This is a genomic window from Paraperlucidibaca baekdonensis, from assembly GCF_003387535.1.
In the GTDB taxonomy this organism is placed as follows: Bacteria; Pseudomonadota; Gammaproteobacteria; order Pseudomonadales; family Moraxellaceae; genus Perlucidibaca; species Perlucidibaca baekdonensis.
Genome location: NZ_QUNR01000004.1, coordinates 191643 through 211305, shown reverse-complemented (window position 1 = coordinate 211305; position 19663 = coordinate 191643). Strand labels below are relative to the sequence as shown.

Annotated in this window: 18 protein-coding genes and 2 tRNA genes; 8 read left to right on the top strand and 12 right to left on the bottom strand. The window is 54.1% G+C overall.

The genetic code is table 11. From position 1 onward, the window contains the following. Position 1 precedes the first annotated feature (1 nt). Genes serS through DFR26_RS09825 form a run of 3 tightly spaced genes read left to right on the top strand, consistent with a single transcriptional unit; the run spans position 2 to position 3368 of the window. The gene (serS, locus tag DFR26_RS09835) at positions 2-1282 is read left to right on the top strand and encodes a serine--tRNA ligase (RefSeq protein ID WP_116208791.1); all 1281 of its coding nucleotides are present in this window, start codon (positions 2-4) and stop codon (positions 1280-1282) included. After that, entirely contained in the window at positions 1282-2676 is a 1395-nt protein-coding gene (gene cysG, locus DFR26_RS09830; RefSeq protein WP_116208790.1) for a siroheme synthase CysG, read from the top strand. The genes serS and cysG overlap by 1 nt, the downstream gene beginning before the upstream one ends. A 41-nt stretch (positions 2677-2717) precedes the next feature. Beyond that, entirely contained in the window at positions 2718-3368 is a 651-nt protein-coding gene (locus DFR26_RS09825; RefSeq protein WP_116208789.1) for a TetR/AcrR family transcriptional regulator, read from the top strand. Here the strand turns inward: DFR26_RS09825 and DFR26_RS09820 are convergent, their stop codons facing one another. Both DFR26_RS09820 and DFR26_RS09815 read right to left on the bottom strand, forming a co-directional pair. Further along, entirely contained in the window at positions 3369-4157 is a 789-nt protein-coding gene (locus DFR26_RS09820) for an MlaA family lipoprotein (protein WP_116208788.1), read from the bottom strand. It abuts the gene before it with no gap. Beyond that, entirely contained in the window at positions 4150-5331 is a 1182-nt protein-coding gene (locus DFR26_RS09815) for a hypothetical protein (RefSeq protein WP_245953058.1), read from the bottom strand. The genes DFR26_RS09820 and DFR26_RS09815 overlap by 8 nt, the downstream gene beginning before the upstream one ends. 264 nt (positions 5332-5595) lie before the next feature. Here DFR26_RS09815 and DFR26_RS09810 point away from each other — a divergent pair, with 264 nt between their 5' ends. Beyond that, the gene (locus DFR26_RS09810) at positions 5596-6282 is read left to right on the top strand and encodes an RluA family pseudouridine synthase (RefSeq protein WP_220375768.1); all 687 of its coding nucleotides are present in this window, start codon (positions 5596-5598) and stop codon (positions 6280-6282) included. Between the two features lie 4 nt (positions 6283-6286). Beyond that, positions 6287-9100 (top strand): RNA polymerase-associated protein RapA, encoded by a 2814-nt coding sequence (gene rapA, locus DFR26_RS09805; RefSeq protein ID WP_116208787.1) that lies wholly within the window; start codon positions 6287-6289, stop codon positions 9098-9100. A gap of 6 nt (positions 9101-9106) precedes the next feature. Here the strand turns inward: rapA and DFR26_RS09800 are convergent, their stop codons facing one another. Beyond that, positions 9107-9694 carry a DUF1285 domain-containing protein gene (locus DFR26_RS09800; protein ID WP_116208786.1) on the bottom strand — a complete coding sequence of 196 codons (588 nt, stop codon included), beginning with the start codon at positions 9692-9694 and terminating at the stop codon, positions 9107-9109. A gap of 192 nt (positions 9695-9886) precedes the next feature. On the opposite strand from DFR26_RS09800, the gene DFR26_RS09795 reads away from it, so the two are divergent. Beyond that, a complete protein-coding gene (locus DFR26_RS09795; protein ID WP_116208785.1) occupies positions 9887-11524 on the top strand; it encodes an electron transfer flavoprotein-ubiquinone oxidoreductase in 1638 nt (545 codons plus the stop codon). 51 nt (positions 11525-11575) lie between these two features. Here DFR26_RS09795 and gspM read toward each other — a convergent pair whose 3' ends face one another. The 9 genes from gspM to gspE are packed head-to-tail and all read right to left on the bottom strand — an operon-like array spanning position 11576 to position 19055. Then, positions 11576-12067 carry a type II secretion system protein GspM gene (gspM, locus tag DFR26_RS09790; protein ID WP_116208784.1) on the bottom strand — a complete coding sequence of 164 codons (492 nt, stop codon included), beginning with the start codon at positions 12065-12067 and terminating at the stop codon, positions 11576-11578. Further along, positions 12067-13272 (bottom strand): type II secretion system protein GspL, encoded by a 1206-nt coding sequence (gene gspL / locus DFR26_RS09785; protein ID WP_116208783.1) that lies wholly within the window; start codon positions 13270-13272, stop codon positions 12067-12069. The genes gspM and gspL overlap by 1 nt, the downstream gene beginning before the upstream one ends. Then, positions 13272-14300 (bottom strand): type II secretion system minor pseudopilin GspK, encoded by a 1029-nt coding sequence (gene gspK, locus DFR26_RS09780; protein WP_181899048.1) that lies wholly within the window; start codon positions 14298-14300, stop codon positions 13272-13274. The genes gspL and gspK overlap by 1 nt, the downstream gene beginning before the upstream one ends. Continuing rightward, positions 14287-14922 (bottom strand): type II secretion system minor pseudopilin GspJ, encoded by a 636-nt coding sequence (gene gspJ, locus DFR26_RS09775; RefSeq protein WP_181899047.1) that lies wholly within the window; start codon positions 14920-14922, stop codon positions 14287-14289. The genes gspK and gspJ overlap by 14 nt, the downstream gene beginning before the upstream one ends. 4 nt (positions 14923-14926) lie before the next feature. Further along, positions 14927-15328: a type II secretion system minor pseudopilin GspI gene (gene gspI / locus DFR26_RS09770; protein WP_181899046.1), complete on the bottom strand. Its 402-nt coding sequence runs from the start codon at positions 15326-15328 to the stop codon at positions 14927-14929. Beyond that, complete coding sequence (gene gspH, locus DFR26_RS09765; RefSeq protein WP_116208779.1) at positions 15318-15875, bottom strand: type II secretion system minor pseudopilin GspH; 558 nt, start codon at positions 15873-15875, stop codon at positions 15318-15320. The genes gspI and gspH overlap by 11 nt, the downstream gene beginning before the upstream one ends. Beyond that, complete coding sequence (gspG, locus tag DFR26_RS09760; RefSeq protein ID WP_116208778.1) at positions 15872-16297, bottom strand: type II secretion system major pseudopilin GspG; 426 nt, start codon at positions 16295-16297, stop codon at positions 15872-15874. The genes gspH and gspG overlap by 4 nt, the downstream gene beginning before the upstream one ends. 10 nt (positions 16298-16307) lie before the next feature. After that, the gene (gene gspF, locus DFR26_RS09755) at positions 16308-17531 is read right to left on the bottom strand and encodes a type II secretion system inner membrane protein GspF (RefSeq protein WP_116208777.1); all 1224 of its coding nucleotides are present in this window, start codon (positions 17529-17531) and stop codon (positions 16308-16310) included. A gap of 3 nt (positions 17532-17534) precedes the next feature. Further along, entirely contained in the window at positions 17535-19055 is a 1521-nt protein-coding gene (gene gspE / locus DFR26_RS09750) for a type II secretion system ATPase GspE (protein ID WP_116208944.1), read from the bottom strand. A gap of 213 nt (positions 19056-19268) precedes the next feature. Here gspE and DFR26_RS09745 point away from each other — a divergent pair. Both DFR26_RS09745 and DFR26_RS09740 read left to right on the top strand, forming a co-directional pair. Next, a tRNA-Cys gene (locus DFR26_RS09745) sits at positions 19269-19342 on the top strand. Between the two features lie 21 nt (positions 19343-19363). Next, a tRNA-Leu gene (locus DFR26_RS09740) sits at positions 19364-19450 on the top strand. Positions 19451-19663 lie beyond the last annotated feature (213 nt).

Sequence of the window (19663 nt, the reverse complement as noted above, 5' to 3'; positions counted from 1 at the left end):
CATGCTGGACCCGAAACTATTGCGTAATGATTTAGCCGCTGTTGCCGATGCCTTAGCCAAGCGCCATGTGGTGTTGGCGCGCGCTGATCTGGAGGCTATTGAGCAGCAGCGTCGGCAACTTCAGCTCGATGCAGAGCGCCTGCAAGCCGAGCGTAATGCCGGCTCGAAACGTTTTGGTCAAGCCAAGCGCAGTGGTGAAAATACCGATGACCTGCAACGCGAAATGACCGCGATTAATGCGGCTTTGGCCGAGGCGGAGCAGGCCTTAAGTCACGTGCAAGCGTCATGGCAGCACATGGCATTAGGCCTGCCAAATATGCCGCACGACAGTGTGCCAGCCGGCAAAGGTGAAGACGACAACGTTGAGATTCGGCGCTGGGGCACACCTGCAACGGTTGATTTTGACGTGCAAGATCATGTCGCTCTGGGCGCCAACTTGGGCATGGATTTCGAACGCGCCAGCAAGCTCAGCGGCGCGCGCTTTACCGTGCTCAATGGCTCGTTGGCTCGACTCCATCGCGCCTTAACGCAATTTATGCTCGACACGCACACCGACGCACATGGCTATCACGAGGTGTATGTGCCGTATTTGGTCAATGCCGAGAGCCTTCAGGGCACCGGTCAACTGCCCAAATTTGCCGATGATTTATTTAAGCTGCACGGCGAACGCGAACTGTATTTGATTCCAACGGCCGAAGTGCCGGTAACCAATTTACATCGCGATGACATCATTCCAGCCGATCAGCTACCCAAGCGTTATGTTGCCCACACGCCATGTTTTCGTAGTGAGGCAGGCGCTTATGGCCGCGATACGCGCGGCATGATTCGCCAACACCAATTCGAAAAGGTTGAGTTGGTGCAGTTTGTTCGTCCCGAAGACAGCGATGCCACCCTGGAGTCCTTGGTGAGTCATGCCGAGGCGATTTTGCAGGCGCTCGAATTGCCGTATCGCACCATGCTGCTTTGCGGCGGCGATATGGGCTTCTCGGCTTGCAAAACCTATGACCTCGAAGTGTGGCTGCCTGGCCAGCAGGCTTATCGTGAAATTTCCTCCTGCTCAAACTTCGCCAGCTTCCAAGCGCGCCGCTTGCAGGCACGTTATCGCCATCCTGAGACCGGCAAGCCAGACTTGCTACACACGCTCAATGGCTCCGGCTTAGCCGTGGGCCGAACCTTGGTGGCAGTGCTTGAAAATTATCAAGAGGCTAATGGCAACATTCGTATCCCAACCGTATTACAACCCTATATGGGCGGCTTAACGCACCTGACAGCCACGGCCTAATGGATACCTTACCGCTGGGTTTTCGCCTGAAAGATAAACCCTGTTTATTAGTGGGCGGCGGCGATATTGCCCAGCGCAAAGCATCGTTATTATTGCGGGCCGGCGCGCGTATTCATGTGGTCACTTACGATATTTTGCCGGCACTTCGCGACGCCATTGAGGCCCACGGTGGCCACGTTAGCCTGCGTGGCTACGCCAGCGGCGATGTCATCGGCAATGTCTTGGTGGTCTCAGCCACCGATAATCTGACGCTCAATGCACAGGTCTCCGCCGACGCCCAAGCACTGAGCATTCCGGTGAATGTCGTTGATGCACCGGCGCTGTGCACGGTCATTTTCCCGGCCATCGTTGATCGCTCACCCTTGCTGATTGGTATTTCCAGCAATGGTGTCTCGCCCGTACTCGCACGCATATTACGCGGCAAAATTGAGTCGCTGATTCCCGCTGCCTATGGGCGATTGGCGGCGCTTTTAGGCGAGTTTCGCGGCCAAGCCAAAGCTCGTTTTCCAGATGTCTCCGCGCGGCGTTTATTTTGGGAAACCCAACTCGATGGCGCGATGCCCGAGCTGGTGTTTTCTGGCCGCGTTGAGGAAGCGCGCGCCGCCATTGAACAGGCCATCTCCCATCCTGACCAGCGCGGGGCAGGCGAGGTGTATCTTGTGGGCGCAGGCCCTGGCGACCCCGACTTACTGACCTTCAAAGCCCTCCGATTAATGCAGCAGGCTGATGTGGTGGTCTACGATCGGCTGGTATCGGCTCCGATTTTGGATTTATGTCGCCGCGATGCCGAGCGTATCTATGTCGGCAAAGCTCGCGCTGACCACGCCTTACCGCAAGAGGGCATCAACGCCTTGCTGGTTCGCTTGGCGCAAGAAGGCAAGCGCGTGTGTCGTTTAAAAGGCGGCGATCCGTTTATCTTTGGCCGCGGTGGCGAGGAAATCGATGAGCTCAGCGAAGCCGGCATTAGCTTTCAAGTGGTGCCTGGTATTACCGCCGCTAGCGGCTGTGCAGCCTATGCTGGCATCCCACTCACGCATCGAGACTACGCGCAGTCAGTGCGCTTTGTCACAGGGCATCTGAAAAATGGCACGCCAGATTTGCCGTGGGCTGAGTTAGTGCACCCCAATCAAACGCTGGTGTTGTACATGGGTCTGGTGAGCCTGCCGCCGATTCGCGCAGAGCTGCAGGCCCATGGCTTAGCGCCGACAACGCCGGTGGCGATGATCTCGAAAGGTACGCAGCCTGAGCAACAGGTAGTGGTGGGCACGTTAGCAACAATCGAGCAGCTCCTCGCCGAACAACCATTGCCAGCGCCGACACTTATTATCATTGGCGATGTAGTGCGTCTACGTCGCAAACTGAACTGGTTTGTGACGCTGTCGCAGACTGATTGACGTGTGTATACTACGCCAAACTACAGATGAGTAACTCCTGAATGTCGTTAACCGATTCCGACGTATTATCTGCTCAGCGCCCTGAGGCACCTAGCAAACCGAAATCACGCCGTATGCCACGCGCCAAGCGCGAAGCGCAGCTGTTAAATGTTGCCTTGGAGCTATTTATTGAAAATGGTTATCAAGGCACATCAATGGAAGATATTGCCGCCGCTGCCGGCGTGACGCGCCCCATTGTCTATAACCATTTTGGTTCTAAAGACGGCATTTACTTAGCTTGTCTGCGCCGTGCACGCGCCTCGCTTGATCAACACATTGTTGATGCCGCCAAAGACCCCTCAAGCCTAGAGGGCAGGCTACATGCCGGTATTGAGGGCTACTTCACCTTTGTCGAAGAAAATCGTGCGTCGTGGCATATTCTCTTTGGTGGTGGCGCCGCGATTGCCGGCAGCGCCTCAGAAGAAGCCACGCGCTTGCGCTTTCAAACGGTCGAAAAAATTACGCAGCTACTCACGGCGGTTGTATCGGGCTATGACGTCGATACGCGTGAAGGCTTTGCGCATGCTGTCTCAGGCGCTGGCGAGCAAATGGCTAAATGGTGGATGAAGCGCCCGCACATTCCGCGCCAGCACGTGGTTGAACTGATGCTGAATTTTACGTGGAATGGCCTGCGCGCATTGAAAGCTGATTAATTAATCGCTGATCTGCAATTCGCGTGACTTCTGAAAGACATAGCGTAATTTTTCATACTCAAATGGCGTATTGAGCGAGCCATAGGCGTACGCCGTATTGGCTCGCTCATCGACCACTTCCACGCCAAATAACGCCGGATATTTGGCTTTGATATCGGCATTATTGATGTAGTTGATTTGTGTTCCGGCACTGATATCAATGGCGCGCCCACCGGCATCGCGCATGTTCGATGGACCAAGCAAGGGCAACATCACATAAGGCCCCGCTTGCACACCGTAAAACCCTAAAGTTTGACCAAAGTCTTCGCGTTGCTGAGTCAACCCCAGCGCACTGGCTGGATCAAAAATCCCTGCAAGACCAACCGTTGTGTTGAGCAATAAGCGCCCGGTAGTGTGCGCTGCACGCGCCGGTTTGAGTTGTAAAATACTATTTAATAAATTAGAGACATCACTTAAATTACTGAATACATTATGTATTCCTGTGCGAATAAACGATGGCAATAGAAAACGATAGCCTTTGACCATCGGCAATAAAACGTACTCATCGGCGCGCTGATTAAAATGATAGATACGTCGATTCATGGCTTCCCACGGGTCGTTTATGGCAAGCGCCTGCAAGCTTGAGCGTTCAAAAACAACGGGATTAGTATTGTTTGAGAAGTCGAGTGTATCGAGTGGACTCGTGGGCATTTTCGATAGGGTCTCATTACCTTCATTAGCCGAGGCAATCGACATCAGCAATGAGCAAATGAGGCTTAAAAATACCTGCCTAAATGAGCCATTAATCATTGTAAATACTCAACATTTTTTCCACATACGGCACATATTTAATATTACCTAAATGACCGCCATGATCATAAACAGTTAGTCGGTCGCCAAACGTGTCCTGTAGAAAAGCGTAATCATTGGCTGTCAGAATTAAGTCATCTGCGTTGGTGATGACAGAGACATAATCTGCCGATCGTAAAAAGGGCGCGATGGCATGCAGGCTGGTAGCGGCATCGAGCTGAACAAGCGATGCATTTGCGTGGATGGCTTGCCAGTGAGGCAGTAATTGGCGCGTGACATAGCAAGAAAAGTCACAAAACAATGAACGACGAAAGTAGGGCGTTAGGCTCGCAGATTCGCCCAAATCCGCATCGATGGGCACAATTTGGCCGCGCCGATTCACCACATCACTGGTAAAAACGATATCGGCAGCAGCAAAACGAAACACGCTGCCAATAAGCATCGCCATTTCTTCATTATTTAAGGCTTCAGATGAGCGTTGAAAGTCGTATAACACCGCTGCGCTGAGTTCAATATCGCCTTTTTCATGAAAAAATCGCGATAATTTCTCAAAAATCAGCTCGAAAAAGCCGTCTTTACCTGTGGCATTGGGCAAGCTGACCTGTACTAATCGGTCAAGCTGCTGAGTCGACGTTAAAACACTAACCGGCGGATTCAGTAAGGCCACATGCTGAAAATAAAACTGTGGATTCTGCGCATCGGCGGCGGCGATAAACGCCGCATGTAAGGCGCCTAAACTGTAGCCAGCGAGGTCAATGCGTGTGAAGTCGAGACTAGGGTTATCGACCAAAATACGCGCCATGACAGCCATCAAGTCATCAGCATCATCCGCGCTGATGCCCGGCGTTGCCGTACGTGATGCGCTTGCCATGAAGTCATAACTGCTTGGCGATGAGAGCTGCACAACGTGATAGCCGCGGTGGTAAAAGACTTTTTTGAGAAAATCGAGGGTATCAGCTTTGTAATTTGCGCCGGTGCCGGCAATCAAAAATATCAGCGGCGCGGCCTGAGGTTGGCGCGCTAGCCGATAATGCAATTTTCGCACAGCCCAAAAGCTCTTCGGCAAATGTCGATCGGGTGTTTGCGATAACGCATAGTCATCCTGATCAATAAAGCGATCATCAGGCAACTGCGTGGGTTGCAAGGCACTCGGCGTGCCAGCAATTGTTGCCATGAAGGGATTGCTGAGTGGAAAGTCGCTTGGCGTTAGGGTTAATGCGGCGGCTGCGCTAGGTGCCCAGATAAGACCTAAACAGCACACTACGCGCGGCAAGCGTGATAGCTCATTTAACATAATATAAATTATACGCACTGATGTGCCTCTCGATTTAGCGCCTAATTTGGGCTCATAGTAGCGGCTAATCACGGAAAAACAGCAGGCAATTTGAATATTCGCTGCGAGCCACGCATAACCTGCGTATAATCCAACGCCATGATAATGCCCACCTCGTCCGATACCTCGATGACCTGCCCTGGGCTGACGCTATTGTATGTCGACTCAGACTGCGTTGTGGTCGATAAACCTGCTGGTTTGCACGCCGTGCCTGGCTTAGGCGCCGACAAAGCCGATAGCGTCTTAACCCGCCTGCAACTGCAAGACCCCAATATATTTGCTGTTCATCGCCTCGATCGTGACACATCTGGCGTCATGGTCTTTGGTCGCCATCGGGCGGCACGGCGTGCGCTCGGCATCCAGTTTCAAGACCGTCTCATTAGTAAGCGCTATCTCGCATTGGTGGCTGGCGTGGTTACCGACGATCACGGCACTATGGCGTGGCCTATGCGTTATGACCCTGGCAACAAGCCAAGGCAAGTCATTGATTCTATTAATGGAAAGCCGGCCGTTACACATTGGCAGTGCATCCAACGCTATGCCGATACCAGCCTCCTGTCGCTGGAACCTATTACGGGCCGAACCCATCAACTACGTCTGCATTTATGCACATTGGGTTATGCCATTGTGGGTGATCAGCTCTACGCCAATGCCCATTGGCAAGCGCAAAGTCAGCGCCTGTGCTTGCATGCCGCCGAGCTTGGCTTTGCGCATCCTGGCGATGGGCGCGCCATGCATTTCACTGTGCCTGCACAATTTATTCCTCATGAAAACTTAACGAGAAGCGTCTAACTGCATGAAACAAAATGATTTAGTTGTAGGTCAACGTTGGATTTCTGATACTGAGCCAGAATTAGGTCTTGGCATTGTGGTGGATTTAGATGCCCGTGCCATGACGGTATTTTTCCCGTGCGCCGACGATACTCGGGTCTATGCACGCCAAAACGCCCCGCTCACGCGCATTCAATTTATGGTTGGCGACAGCATCAACGACAGCGATGAGCAGCGCTGGACCGTTGAGCAGGTCATTGGTCAAGATGGCCTGCTGAGCTACGATGTCATTGATGCAGACGGCAACACCAAACGCTTAATGGAAGCGCGTTTATCGGCGCAATTGCACTTATCTCGCCCGCGCGAACGCTTACTGGCCGCGCAAGTCGATTCACGCGCCTGGTTTGCCTTACGCCAAGCAGCGCTGCGCGAGCGCCTACAGCAAGCTCGCAGCCCCGTTCGAGGCTTGGCTGGCGCGCGCGTTGGATTGATTCCTCACCAACTCTCGGTGGCCAATACCGTGGCCAACCGCCTCAGTCCGCGCGTGTTATTAGCTGATGAAGTGGGGCTTGGTAAAACCATCGAAGCCGGACTGATTATTCATGCACAGCGCGTGCAAGGCCGTGCCGAGCGTGTGCTTATCTTGCTGCCCGACAGCCTGGTGCATCAATGGCTTGTGGAGATGCGTCGACGCTTTAATTTGGCATTTAGCCTGTTTGACCTGGAGCGCTGTGCGGCGATGGCGGAGACCGGCGAAAATCCATTTGCCAGTGAGCAATTAATCATCGCGCCGCTGTCGCTGCTCACCGATCACCCGCTACTTCACGTGCAAGCCCTAGCCGCCCCGTGGGATATGCTCGTGGTTGATGAGGCACATCATTTGGCCTGGTCACCCGAGCACAGCAGCATTGAATACGACACTGTTGCTGCACTGGCTGCGGCCGTGCCAAGCCTGCTGCTACTCACGGCAACGCCTGAGCAGCTCGGCGTGGAAAGTCATTTTGCGCGCTTGCAATTGCTCGATCCGGCGCGCTACCCATCGCTCGATGAGTTTATGAGCGCCCATGAGCAGTGGGATGAAACCCGCGCTCTCGCCGATGCTCTGTTGGATAATCAACTAAGCGCCACACAAACGGCATTACTTGGCCAACAACTGGCTGATTTAGCTCTCGATTTAAGCGCCGAGGCAGGTCGCCAACAGGCCCTTAACGCCCTCCTCGATCGCTATGGTTTGGGGCGCGTATTGTTTCGCAATACCCGCACCGCCGTGGGCGGTTTTCCCGCGCGCGATAGCCAGCCGGTTTGGCTTGATGCACCGGAATGCTATGCGCCGTGGCTCGCCAAAGGTGCCATCTGGCCAGAAACACGTGTCGACGAAGAAAGCTTCTTAGCGCACGACCCGCGTATCGCTTGGCTAACCGACTGGCTGAAAAGTCATCGCCGCGATAAATGCTTGCTGATCACTCGTACCGCAGCCATTGCAGAGGCGCTAGAGACGCATTTGCGCTTGCGCGAAGGCATTCGCACAGCCGTGTTTCATGAGGCAATGAATCTGCTTGAGCGTGATCGTGCCGCGGCGTATTTTGCTGAGCCCGACATGGGCGCGCAGATCTTGTTGTGCTCAGAAATTGGCTCGGAAGGACGAAACTTTCAATTTGCCCATCATTTGGTGCTCTTTGATATGCCCGATAACCCCGATCAGCTTGAGCAGCGCATTGGTCGGCTTGACCGTATTGGGCAAACACAAACCATTAATTTGCATGTGCCATTGCTCAAAAACTCCGCTCAGGCGCGCCTGTACCGTTGGTATGACGAAGCGCTGAATGTTTTTGCGCGCTGCTCGCCAACAGCGCAAAGCGTGCATGAAGCCTATATTGCCGAGCTTAAGCCCTTGTTACGACCAAGCAGCGCTGAGGCTGATCTTGACGGCTTAATCCATGAAGCCATTGGTGAACGCGAGCTGCTTGAGGCGGATTTAGCTAGCGGTCGTGACCGGCTTTTGGAGTTGCAATCCTGCCGTCAAGACATTGCGCAGCCGTTGGTTAACGCGCTAACTGAGCAAGATCAAGACACACGTTTAGATGAGCTCATGCTCGCGGCGTGGGAGGCTTTCGGTGTTCATGTCGATGATCAGGGTCAGCCGCGCACGTGGATTTTGCAGCCCGGTGAGCATCAGCTAATTGATGCCTTTCCCGGCCTCGACCCCGAAGGCATGACCGTGTGTGCTGACCGTGATCTAGCCCTCGCGCATGAGGACTGGCATTTCCTGACGTGGGAGCACCCGATGGTGCAAGGCGTGCTCGACTGGATGAGCACGCACACACAGGGCATGGTGCAAGTCGCGGTTTTACGCAATAAATCCGTCAAAGCCGGCACTCTTCTGCTCGAGGCTTGGTATCAGCCCAGCGTGCTGGCGCGCCGTGATTTGGCCTTAGATCGCGCGCTTGGCCATGAGCCATTACGCGTGCTAGCTGATGTGCATGGGCGCAACCTAGCCGCACAAGTGAGTGCACCCAACTTGGCCAAGCAGCTCGATGTGCCCGATGCCAAGCTCGCGCGCAGTGTTATTAAGGCGCACCGCCCTGAAGCTGAATTGCTCATTAAAGGCGCCAATCAAGCAGCCGAGGGCGCTCTGGCGGCGCATCGTGAGCAGGCGCTGGCAACCTGGCAGGCGCTGGAGGAAACGGAGCTGAAGCGCTTGCTTGCGCTGGCAGAGATTAATCCCTCAGTGCGCGAAGCTGAAATCACCCAACAGCGTGAACGAGTTGCCGCTGGCGCACAGGCCTTAGCCGACGTCACCATGCAGCTGACCGCGCTACGCTTGATTATTGCCGCTTAGTCGCCATTAAAACTCGCCCAAGTTAAATGTCATGCCGGCACTCGTCACCGCTAAGGTACGCGTGCCGGCATCATTAACTTCATGGCCCATGGCGACCAGCTCGTAATACACCGGGCGGCTAATCATCGCGGTTAACCGGTCGCGCACATGCACATAGGGCACCGGCCCCTCCTCGCCATGCACAATGATGATCGGATGCTCGGCACTGGCCACCACGACATCATCGGTATGGGTAGTAAATTGTAAATACTCACCATCATTAATGACCGTTAACGCGGTAGCAAAGAGCGGCGCATCCTGCACACGAATGCGCACTTTTTCCACCGGCGTCACCAAATAATAGGCATCATCGGCTTCGCGCCGCAGCACCGTGCTAAATAACCGCACCAGCGCGGGGCGTTGAATTCGCGAGCCTTGATAAAACCAATCGCCATTACGGCGAATTTCCATATCGATATCACCGCAAAATGGCGGATCCCACAGATGAATGGGCGGCAAGGCCTTCTCGCCGCGCGCCGTCCCGATTTGATCGGCAATGGCCAATGGGTTGGCGAGGACTTCACTGCGACTCGACTGTGTGTCGTTATTGCTCATAAATGCCCCTATTTAATGCATTGATTACACAGAAATCAGACAAAACCGCGGTATTTGTGTGGCAATTACTTGGCCTGATTTCGCTCGGCTTTTATACTAGTCATGTTTATTTAGGTGAGTTAAGTCTACAGCTCACAGTTTATTTTCCCGTTTAGGGTTCATTGCAAGGAGAACATCGTGGAAAGAGAAGCGATGGATTTTGATGTCGTTATCGTCGGTGGTGGTCCTGCTGGTCTATCTGCCGCCATTCGTTTACGCCAACTCAGCATTGAGAGCGGCCACGAAATATCCGTTTGTGTGGTGGAAAAAGGCTCCGAGTTCGGCGCCCATATTCTATCGGGTGCTGTTATTGAACCGCGCGCTATGGACGAATTATTTCCTGACTGGAAAGCTGAAGGCGCACCGCTCAACACCGCCGTCACCCGTGACGAAGTACACTTTTTAGTCAGCCCAGAAAAAGCTATCTTGACACCGCACTGGGCCATTCCCAAACCCATGCACAACGATGGCAACTACATCGTTAGCCTCGGTAATGTGGTGCGTTGGTTAGCCGAAAAAGCCGAAGCCTTAGAAGTGAACTTGTTCCCTGGCTTTGCCGCTGCTGAAATTCTTTACGATGACAAAGGCGCCGTGAAAGGCATCGCCACTGGCGATATGGGCGTTGGCAAAAATGGTGAGCAAAAAGGCTCTTACACACCCGGTTATGAGCTGCTAGCCAAATACACCTTGTTTGCCGAAGGCTGCCGCGGTCATTTGGGCAAAATGCTCATTAGCCATTACAAGCTCGACCAAGACGCCGATCCGCAACACTATGGTTTGGGCATTAAAGAGTTGTGGGAAATCGATCCCGCCAAACATGAAGCTGGCTTGGTGTTGCACGGCGCTGGCTGGCCCTTGAGCGAATCCGGCTCAACTGGTGGCTGGTGGATGTATCACGCTGAAGACAACCAAGTCTCACTGGGGTTAATCACCGACCTGTCGTACAGCAACCCGTACGTCTCACCTTTCGATGAAATGCAGCGTCTGAAGCATCATCCGGTGCTGAAACAGTATCTTGAAGGCGGCAAGCGCATTTCCTATGGCGCTCGCGCGGTGGTAAAAGGTGGGTTGAACTCCTTACCCAAACTGACTTTCCCCGGTGGTTTGCTGATTGGCGACGACGCCGGCTTCTTGAACTTTTCGAAAATCAAAGGCAGCCACACGGCCATGAAGTCCGGCATGCTTGCCGCAGAAGGTTTGTTTGAGGCTCTCAAAGCCGGTCGCACCGGTGGCGATGAAGTCACTGAATACGTGACAAAATTTGAAGCTTCTTGGCTGTATGAAGAACTGTACAAATCACGCAACTTTGGCGCCGCCATGCATCGCATGGGCACGCTGATGGGCGCGGCTTACAACTTTGTCGAGCAAAATCTGTTCAATGGCAAACTGCCGTTTAACATCCACGACACCACACCAGACTACAAAACACTGGATTTGGCATCGTTCCATCAGCCCATTGCCTACCCCAAGCCCGATGGCAAAATCAGCTTCGACAAGCTGTCTTCTGTGTTTATTTCAAACACGAACCACGAAGAAGATCAGCCTGTGCATTTGACCTTGGGTGATCCCAGCATTCCGCTGAAGAAAAACCTCAAGCTCTATGCTGAGCCTGCGCAGCGCTATTGCCCAGCTGGCGTCTATGAAATTGTTGAAAAGGCCGGTGAGCAACTGTTCCAAATCAATGCGCAAAACTGCGTACATTGCAAAACCTGTGATATCAAAGACCCCTCACAAAACATCAACTGGGTGGTACCAGAAGGTGGCGGCGGCCCGAACTATCCCAACATGTAAGACAAAAAAAGCGGCCTTCTAGGCCGCTTTTTTTTCATCTCATCCGCCAAATTACACGCTTAATCGCACGCGTACTTGGCTACTGTTATCGCTGCCACGATTGATGACAACCTCTTTAACGGATATACCTTGCGCGCGGCATTGCTGCAAAAACAAGGTCAGCTGGGTCACACTGGCGTTGTTAATTGCAATACGCACACCGGCAGGATCCGACTCTAAACGATCAAGCGCAATGGTCTGGCTCGCTGCCAGCGCTTGCACCCGTTGAGCAAGCTCATTAGCCGGCACCCGCGCACTGGAGCCACCGCGCAGGCGAGGTCCATCACGGCGAATGGTGGCAGCCAATGACACCGCCTCATGGCGAGCCACAGCAGCCGACTCTAGTGCCTGTTTAGCCGGCAAAATACCACCCCAAATCACCGCCACCGGGATGATAATAACCGCCAGCCACGATAGCGCGCGGCGATCTTTAGCGGGCATACCCTGCCAGTAATCCTGTGCTGGCGCGACCAAAGTCGAAAGACGTTGCGAGAACTCAGCCATTAGCGCTTACCCCCAGTACTGGCAATCAACAACGTGGCCTGCGCCACGCCATTATCTAAGCGTGAATTTTCAATCTTCACTGACACGCCTTGCGACTCCAGCGCTTGCGACCAAGCATTGATTTCATCGAGCACGCCGCCTGAAACATCAACACGCACCGGGGCGTTATCGCGGTAATCAAACTGCTTGATTTGCCAATCAATCGAGGGCGATGTCTGCGCGACCAATTGCAGCACAATTTCAGGCGCGAGCGCATTGCCTGCGCTTTGACGTGCCGCAAACTGCCGCGACAAATTACTCATGCGACGCTCATCGGGGAAGTATTGTTTGTATAACTGCTCGGCCTCTGTGCGCGCCATGCGCGCCTCGCTGCTGAGCTGATAAGCACTGAAGCGATCCACGGCAATCATCAACACGGAGGCCAATACCAGCATAGCTGCCGCCCATTTCCAGCGCGGCGCCCATGGGTATTGCGACTGTGGCGCTAGTGCGCCGGTTAGCCAATTTTGGCTATGACCTGGCCATCGCGTATGGGCATGCTGCTTGAGTAAATCCGCCCAGTCTTGCCACGCGGCTGGTGTTGGGCTGATGCGCTCGGGCAATGTCGGCAAACTAGCGCCTTGCGGGTAGCGCAGACGCACGGGCGCGGAGCTTTTGTGCGTGGCCAATAATTGCTCAATAACAAACGGCGCATCAGCGGAAGCAATTAAGGCGGCCTCACCCGGCGCGGCTTGAATAAACACCTCGCCGGCCACGGGATACCAAAGCCAATGCTCGGGATCCGTTGGCAACAATGACGTTTCTGCAATCGCGGCAACTGGACGAATAGCATGCTCATGAAACAATGCTAGCCATTGCTGCATATAATGCTGGCTAATGCCGCGCGCGAGTACTTGATACTCATCAATGCTCTGCAGCGTCCATTGCAGGCGCTCATAGTCTTCGCCAAGCTGCTCCTCGGCGAGTGCGACTAGGTTCACGCCCGCCTCTTTACGTTGGCGCGCACTGGCTTCAATCAGCAAGGAAATATCTTGGCCAACAGGCGTTATCAATACCACCGGCACATCGCGATCGGCTAGCAATTCATTGGCTAGCGCCTCAATACTTTGCCAGGTACCTTGCCGGGTCCACTGCCCATCAGCATAAGACACTGCCGCTATGTCGTTGCTATTGCTCGCGGGCAATCGTAAAAATAGCCTTTCCATTACTGGACTTCCTCTTGTTCTTCTAAGGGCTCATCGTCGCTGTTGGGCGGAGGCTCGATGTCGGGTACCCATGATGGGTTGCGCTCAACGGCTATGACATCAAGCAGGCGCGATGTGCGGCGTGCAATCAGCGTCCATTGTAACCGTTCACGATCGCCAAAACGTACCCGAGTATACAGTTCAAAATAGCGCGAGCGCACATCAAGCAAGGCACCTAAAGCAGCACGGACTTCCTGACTAACCCCATTAAAAACCGGGTTATTGAGGAACTCCGCTAGTGTTTTCCAGCCTTCTGTTGGGCGCGTTTTCAGCAGCTCAACAGCAGAGGCCGGCGCTAAACCCGGCACCAGTGCCTCCAGGATAGGCGGCGCAATAAAGTTAACGTTCATTTTGCTCGCGGCAGCGGGCAAGACCGTGACAAATGGCGATAAAGCGCGCAGCGTATCGCCGGTAAAGCCACGGACTAGGCGCAGCTCGTCGTAAGTACTCAGTGGCCTATTTGCGGCGCGATATGGCACATCAAGGCGTAGGTAAAAGTCATCCTCTGCGCCAGCGGCAGAAAACGGCTGCGAGTCGGCATCGAGCCAATCCACCAAACTATCGGCTAGCTCGGTGGGCAGTAGTAACTGGCTCAATAGGCGCCGCATGAAAAATAGCGCGGCTTCATTGGTGCTGCCTGCACGCACCAAGCTGTTGAGGTTGAAACGCGCCTGAGCATCGCTTAAAGCAGGCAAAATTAAACCGCCCGGCACCGGAAATGGTGGAAAGGGTTGCGCCCAGCCCTCGCCCGGATGGTCGACCAACATGCCTTGTCGACCATCCTCACGTAACGCCGCCATGGCAAATAGAGCGGCACCCTGGTTGTACTGCGCGACTTGATCGAGCTGCAGCTCGCCGGCCAACTCACGCTGCACACGCGACTGGCGCTCAATTATCGTCGTCACTAAAACTGTGGCCAGGGCCGCAATCAAGAGCATGGTTAAAAGCGCAACACCGCGCTCGCGGTTGGAGCGCTTAACCGGTGGCATTGTCGTTATCTGGCAGAAGATAAATGCGACGAATTTCGCCATACGGTGGTGCATCAAACTCAAGATTTAACACCGCCGGAGCACCCTGGTTTAAGACCGCGCCACTGATGCCGGTTGCACCGGAGCTCGTTGGCGGCCACACCTCTTCAATGCGGCTCACATTGCTGCCGCGTGCACGCCAGCGAAGTCGCTCGAGTTCGGGACCAATCGGTGATTCCACCGGCTTTAAGCCCGGCAGACGGTCGAGGGTTAGCCAGGTCAAACGCCATAGCTGTTTGCCACGAAGCTCATAACGCACACGCAACATATCGGAGCGAGGCTTATCGAGCGGATTACTCAAGCCACGGCGCGTGAACTCCAGTGCGCCATCGGGCGATAACACAAACGGTGGCAGTGCGTCGCCAAGCTCATCACGAATGGGTCGATCAACCCACTGCGCCAAGTCATTAGCAATCACAGACTGCATGCGCTCAATGGCTAATAAGTCAGCCTGACGTGCATTTAAACGATCGGCGGTACGACTCGTACCACTTAAGAAATTAAAAGCGCCGACACTGAGTAAGGCCATGATGGTAATGGCAACAAGTAGCTCGATAAGCGTGAAGCCTCGCGATCGCCGCACAGGTCTAGCCATTATTAAACTGCCCAATAAAGCCCACCACATTGACCAATGGCGAGCCGTTATCGCCCGTCACCGGATCGTAGCTGCTGACTTGCACTTCCATGCTGCGCACATCCGGGCTCGGTGTGGTGGCTGCGGTCATAATAATCAGCCAGTCCCGCCCCGCCATGACGGTATTGGTTTCAATTTTACCCAGCTCAGGTAGCTGCCCGGCACTTTGCAGGTCGGCCATGGTATTAGTCGCCACCCAATGCGCCAATAAACGATCTTCAAGACTGGCGGCTTGCCGCGTTTGCTCTCGCGTTTGCGTGAGCAGCGTTAAGGCCACCACGCCAAAAATAGCCATCGCCACCAACACTTCGATGAGCGTGAAACCACGGCCACTACGCGCGGTTTTAATACGCACGGCGCACGCCCTCGGTGTCTTCATCTTCGGGCAGTCGCGTATCACCAAGGTCATTGATTTGTAGCTCTACGGGTACCACGCTCGGGTCATCTTGCGAACGAATACTGAGTACGCCAGGAGTTGCCTCACCGCTCGACAACAGCAGCATATCCGGTATGACAGCACCTTCGACTGGCTCACGGCTGGCGATACTTTGCGCCACACCGGCATCACGCCATGTGTAGCCGATACCAAGGGTCTGCTGTGGCTTGAGCGCTGGATCGGTATCAATGACAAACCATTGCTGACGGGTTTTATCAAACCGTAAAAAACGGTACCCGGCACTGTTGAGCTGAAGCCCGACTTCAATTTGATCGGTTTCGGCTAACAGTCGTGCGTAGCCAATTTTCGCCTGTATTCGCTCGCGCTCTTGCTGTATGCGACGCGAGGGATCAGACGGGTTTAAACTAACGACTGCCACACCCATCAGCACCGCCATTAAGACGATAACTAGCAATACCTCGATTAAGGTAAAGCCAGTTTGTGATTGGCGCGGCCTCAGCATCATTCGAAATAAATATCCGCAGCGTAGCCTTCGCCGCCTTCGGCGTTATCGGCGCCTAAGGAGTACAAGTCGTAAGGCTTACCATCGCTTCCGGGGGAGATGTATTGCACCGGGTTTTCCCAGGAATCAACTGGCGGGCGACGTAAATAGCCACCATCGGGGAATACCCGCGCTTCGGGCGAGCGATTAACCAGTGCATCAAGACCGGCTTCGCTGCTTGGGTAACGGTAATTATCGAGCTTATAGAGCTCTAAGGCATTGGCCACGGCACTGAGGCTGGCCTTGGTTGAGGTGACGCGCGCTTGGTCATCTTTGCCGACCACATTGGGCACAATGATCAACGCTAAAATACCAATAATGGCGACGACAACCATCACTTCAATAAGGGTAAAGCCCGCTTGCGCGGATACTCGACGAGCTCGCATGGTTACTCCACTAGTTCACTAAGTTATTCATCTGCACGATTGGCAGCATAATGGCTAAGACAATGACCAGCACCACGCCGGCCATCATCAACAACATTATGGGTTCAAACAAACCCACCAACGTGCTGATACTGCCGGTTAATGCACGCTCCTGCATTTGCCCTGTACGCATCAGCATATCATCCAGCTCGCCGCTGGCCTCGCCGCTGGCGACCATATTGGTCATCATGGGCGGAAACAGCTTTGACTGCTCAATGGCCGGCGCCAAGCGCCCGCCCTCGGTGACACGATCGGCAGCCTGAGATACAGCCTCGCGCATTGGCAGATTATCGACCACTTCTGCGGCAATGCGCAGGGCATCAACCAAGGGCACGCCACTGCGCGTCAAAATCGCCAATGTGCTGACAAATCGCGCCGCTTGCGAGTCACGCACCAGCTTGCCGGCAACCGGCACACGCAGCATGAAGGCATGCCAACGAAAGCGCATCGCCGGCTTTTGCAGCACGCGATAGACAATAAAGCCAATGACCAAAACCACCAGCACCAGCGTGCCCAATGACTCGCGCAGGAAGTCGCTGGTTGCAATGAGAATCTGCGTAATAACGGGCAGCGCCTGGCCTTGGTTGTCAAACACCTTGACGATATCGGGCACCACATAAGTCAGCAAACCCACGACAATCAGCAGCGAGAGCACCGTCAAAATAATCGGGTAAATTAAAGCGCCCTGCACTTTCCGGCGCGTTTCATAGCGTGACTCGGTGTAGTCAGCGAGGCGGTTTAGCACCAAGTCGAGATGCCCTGCACGCTCGCCGGCCGCCACCGTGGCGCGATAAAGAGAGGGAAATGCTTGCGGAAACTCAGCCAAGCTTTGCGCCAAGGTGAAGCCTTCAACAACCTTAGCGCGTACCGCAGTCAACAGCCGCTTCACCGTGGATTTTTCTGACTGCTGAGCAACCGAGCGTAAGGAGTCATCAAGGGTCAGACCCGCTTGCACCAGTGTCGACAGCTGACGAGTAATAAGCGCTAAGTCTTGAGCACTTAAGCCGGGCTTAAATAATGTGAAGGTAGCGCCAGATTGCTGAGCAGCGGGCTTTTCACTGGCGCTATTGACTGAGATGGGCACCAGCTGACGCTCCCGCAACAGCGAGCGAGCGTGGCGCAGACTGTCGGCATCGATTACCCCTTTGCGGCGTTTTCCCTGCGGATCAACCCCTACGTAATCAAATGCCGCCATAAATTAGTCTTCTCTGGTTACGCGCAGCACCTCATCTAATGATGTGATGCCAGACAGCACTTTGACCATGCCATCTTGGCGAATACTCGGGCCATGGGCGCGAGCTTCTGCTTCGAGTTCTTGTTCGAGGCCGCGCTCGTGAATCATCCGACGCAGCGTATCATTGATGGGCACAACTTCGTAGATGCCGGTACGACCTTTATAGCCGCGTTGATTACATTGTGCGCAACCCGTGGAGCGATAAATGGTCGGCGCCTGGCTGCTATCGACACCCAAAAGCGCGCATTCCGCGTTATCGGCGACATGCGCTTCGCGGCAATTTGTACATAGCACGCGCACCAAGCGCTGCGCCACTACACCAATCAGCGACGATGACAGCAGAAATGGCTCAACGCCCATATCAACCAAGCGCGTCACCGCACCTACCGCCGAGTTGGTGTGCAAGGTTGAGAGCACTAAGTGACCCGTTAACGAGGCTTGTACAGCAATCTCAGCGGTTTCGCGGTCACGAATCTCGCCGACCATCACCACATCGGGGTCTTGCCGTAAAATCGCACGTAAGCCGCGCGCAAAAGTCATTTCGACCTTGGTGTTGACTTGGGTCTGGCCAATGCCATCGAGCTGATACTCAATCGGGTCTTCTACCGTGAGAATATTACGGCTATGGTCATTGAGCTCGGTCAGCGAGGCATACAGCGAAGTGGTTTTACCGGAGCCCGTTGGCCCAGTAACCAGCAAAATGCCATGCGGCTTGGCAATCAGCGTCTGCAGGTTAACGTGGTCTTTCTCTGCAAGCCCTAAGCTCGATAAATTCAAGCGACCGGCTTGTTTGTCAAGCAAACGCAGCACCACGCGCTCACCAGCGCTCGATGGCATGGTTGAGACCCGCACATCGACTTCGCGACCGGCGAGACGCACAGAAATACGGCCATCTTGCGGCACGCGCTTCTCAGCAATGTCTAAACGCGCCATGACCTTAATACGCGACACCAATAGCGGGGCTAATTCACGACGAGGCTGCAAAATCTCGCGTAACACGCCATCGATGCGCAGACGCACCGACAAACGCCGCTCAAAGGTTTCAATATGAATATCCGAGGCATTTTCGCGCACCGCTTCTTGCAAAATCGCGTTAATCAGGCGAATGATCGGCGCGTCATCCTCCTGCTCCATCAAGTCTTCGGTCTCTGGCACGAGATCGGCCAAACTTTCCAGATCAATATGATCGCTAATGCCCTCGGCGGCCTGCATGGAATCACCGGCATCGCCCTGATAGCTACGCGACAACGCTTCATTGAACTGATTTTCTGAGACCGGGCGGCAATACACTGGACGGCCCAATAAACGCCGCGCTTCAGCTAATGAGCTAAGCTTCCAGTCGGGGCGTGCCAATAAGCACCAGTTGTCATCGCTCTCGATGTGCAGCACCAAGCCATTGCGCTTGGCAAAGCTGTACGGAAGGCGCGTAATAGATGGCGACTGAGGCCAGTCGACCGACGATTCTGAATGGGCTAACGCAGTCATCATGCGATGAACACCTGTTGGAACATTGGCTTGCAGTCTACTGCATGCAAACGTTGCTCAACAGTCAGTCTCTGTAGGTGTTTTATTAAAACGATGGTTAGCAAGGCTATCTGTTCGAATATCACGCAGATAATTGTTGATCGCCACACTAGCAGTTGACGCTACTAGGTGCCCTAGCTATTATGCGGCCTCCCGAGAGGGCGCAAGATATTAGGCTGGGTGGCAGAGTGGTCATGCAGCGGACTGCAACTCCGTGTACGCCGGTTCGATTCCGACCTCAGCCTCCATTATCTTCGTAATTCTCGACCGCCCCGATGGTGAAATCGGTAGACACAAGAGACTTAAAATCTCTCGACCGCAAGGTCGTGCCGGTTCGATTCCGGCTCGGGGCACCATCAATTAATTTTTTCTTTAATATCAATTACTTAAAGAAAGCCCGCCATTTCTATTGATATTTTGAGAGTTCAAGAATTATCAGTGACTTAGTGAATATTACCTTACTGGTCAATGCATCTTTTACACCAGCTGATTACACCAAGGTAACGCCTCTAGTTACACCATTACTGCTCGTGAACCTGTCCGCACCATCAAAATCCATTCAGCAGCGA

Excerpts from the sequence above, each read along its gene's own strand:
- gspM (WP_116208784.1), bottom strand. The coding sequence starts at position 12,067 with ATGGCTGAGTTCTCGCAACGTCTTTCGACTTTGGTCGCGCCAGCACAG.
- rapA (WP_116208787.1), top strand. The coding sequence starts at position 6,287 with ATGAAACAAAATGATTTAGTTGTAGGTCAACGTTGGATTTCTGATACT.
- DFR26_RS09825 (WP_116208789.1), top strand. The coding sequence starts at position 2,718 with ATGTCGTTAACCGATTCCGACGTATTATCTGCTCAGCGCCCTGAGGCA.
- DFR26_RS09810 (WP_220375768.1), top strand. The coding sequence starts at position 5,596 with ATGCCCACCTCGTCCGATACCTCGATGACCTGCCCTGGGCTGACGCTA.
- gspF (WP_116208777.1), bottom strand. The coding sequence starts at position 17,531 with ATGGCGGCATTTGATTACGTAGGGGTTGATCCGCAGGGAAAACGCCGC.
- cysG (WP_116208790.1), top strand. The coding sequence starts at position 1,282 with ATGGATACCTTACCGCTGGGTTTTCGCCTGAAAGATAAACCCTGTTTA.
- DFR26_RS09795 (WP_116208785.1), top strand. The coding sequence starts at position 9,887 with ATGGATTTTGATGTCGTTATCGTCGGTGGTGGTCCTGCTGGTCTATCT.
- serS (WP_116208791.1), top strand. The coding sequence starts at position 2 with ATGCTGGACCCGAAACTATTGCGTAATGATTTAGCCGCTGTTGCCGAT.
- gspG (WP_116208778.1), bottom strand. The coding sequence starts at position 16,297 with ATGCGAGCTCGTCGAGTATCCGCGCAAGCGGGCTTTACCCTTATTGAA.
- gspK (WP_181899048.1), bottom strand. The coding sequence starts at position 14,300 with ATGCCACCGGTTAAGCGCTCCAACCGCGAGCGCGGTGTTGCGCTTTTA.
- DFR26_RS09800 (WP_116208786.1), bottom strand. The coding sequence starts at position 9,694 with ATGAGCAATAACGACACACAGTCGAGTCGCAGTGAAGTCCTCGCCAAC.
- gspL (WP_116208783.1), bottom strand. The coding sequence starts at position 13,272 with ATGGAAAGGCTATTTTTACGATTGCCCGCGAGCAATAGCAACGACATA.
- gspH (WP_116208779.1), bottom strand. The coding sequence starts at position 15,875 with ATGATGCTGAGGCCGCGCCAATCACAAACTGGCTTTACCTTAATCGAG.
- DFR26_RS09820 (WP_116208788.1), bottom strand. The coding sequence starts at position 4,157 with ATGATTAATGGCTCATTTAGGCAGGTATTTTTAAGCCTCATTTGCTCA.
- DFR26_RS09815 (WP_245953058.1), bottom strand. The coding sequence starts at position 5,331 with ATGGCAACAATTGCTGGCACGCCGAGTGCCTTGCAACCCACGCAGTTG.
- gspE (WP_116208944.1), bottom strand. The coding sequence starts at position 19,055 with ATGACTGCGTTAGCCCATTCAGAATCGTCGGTCGACTGGCCTCAGTCG.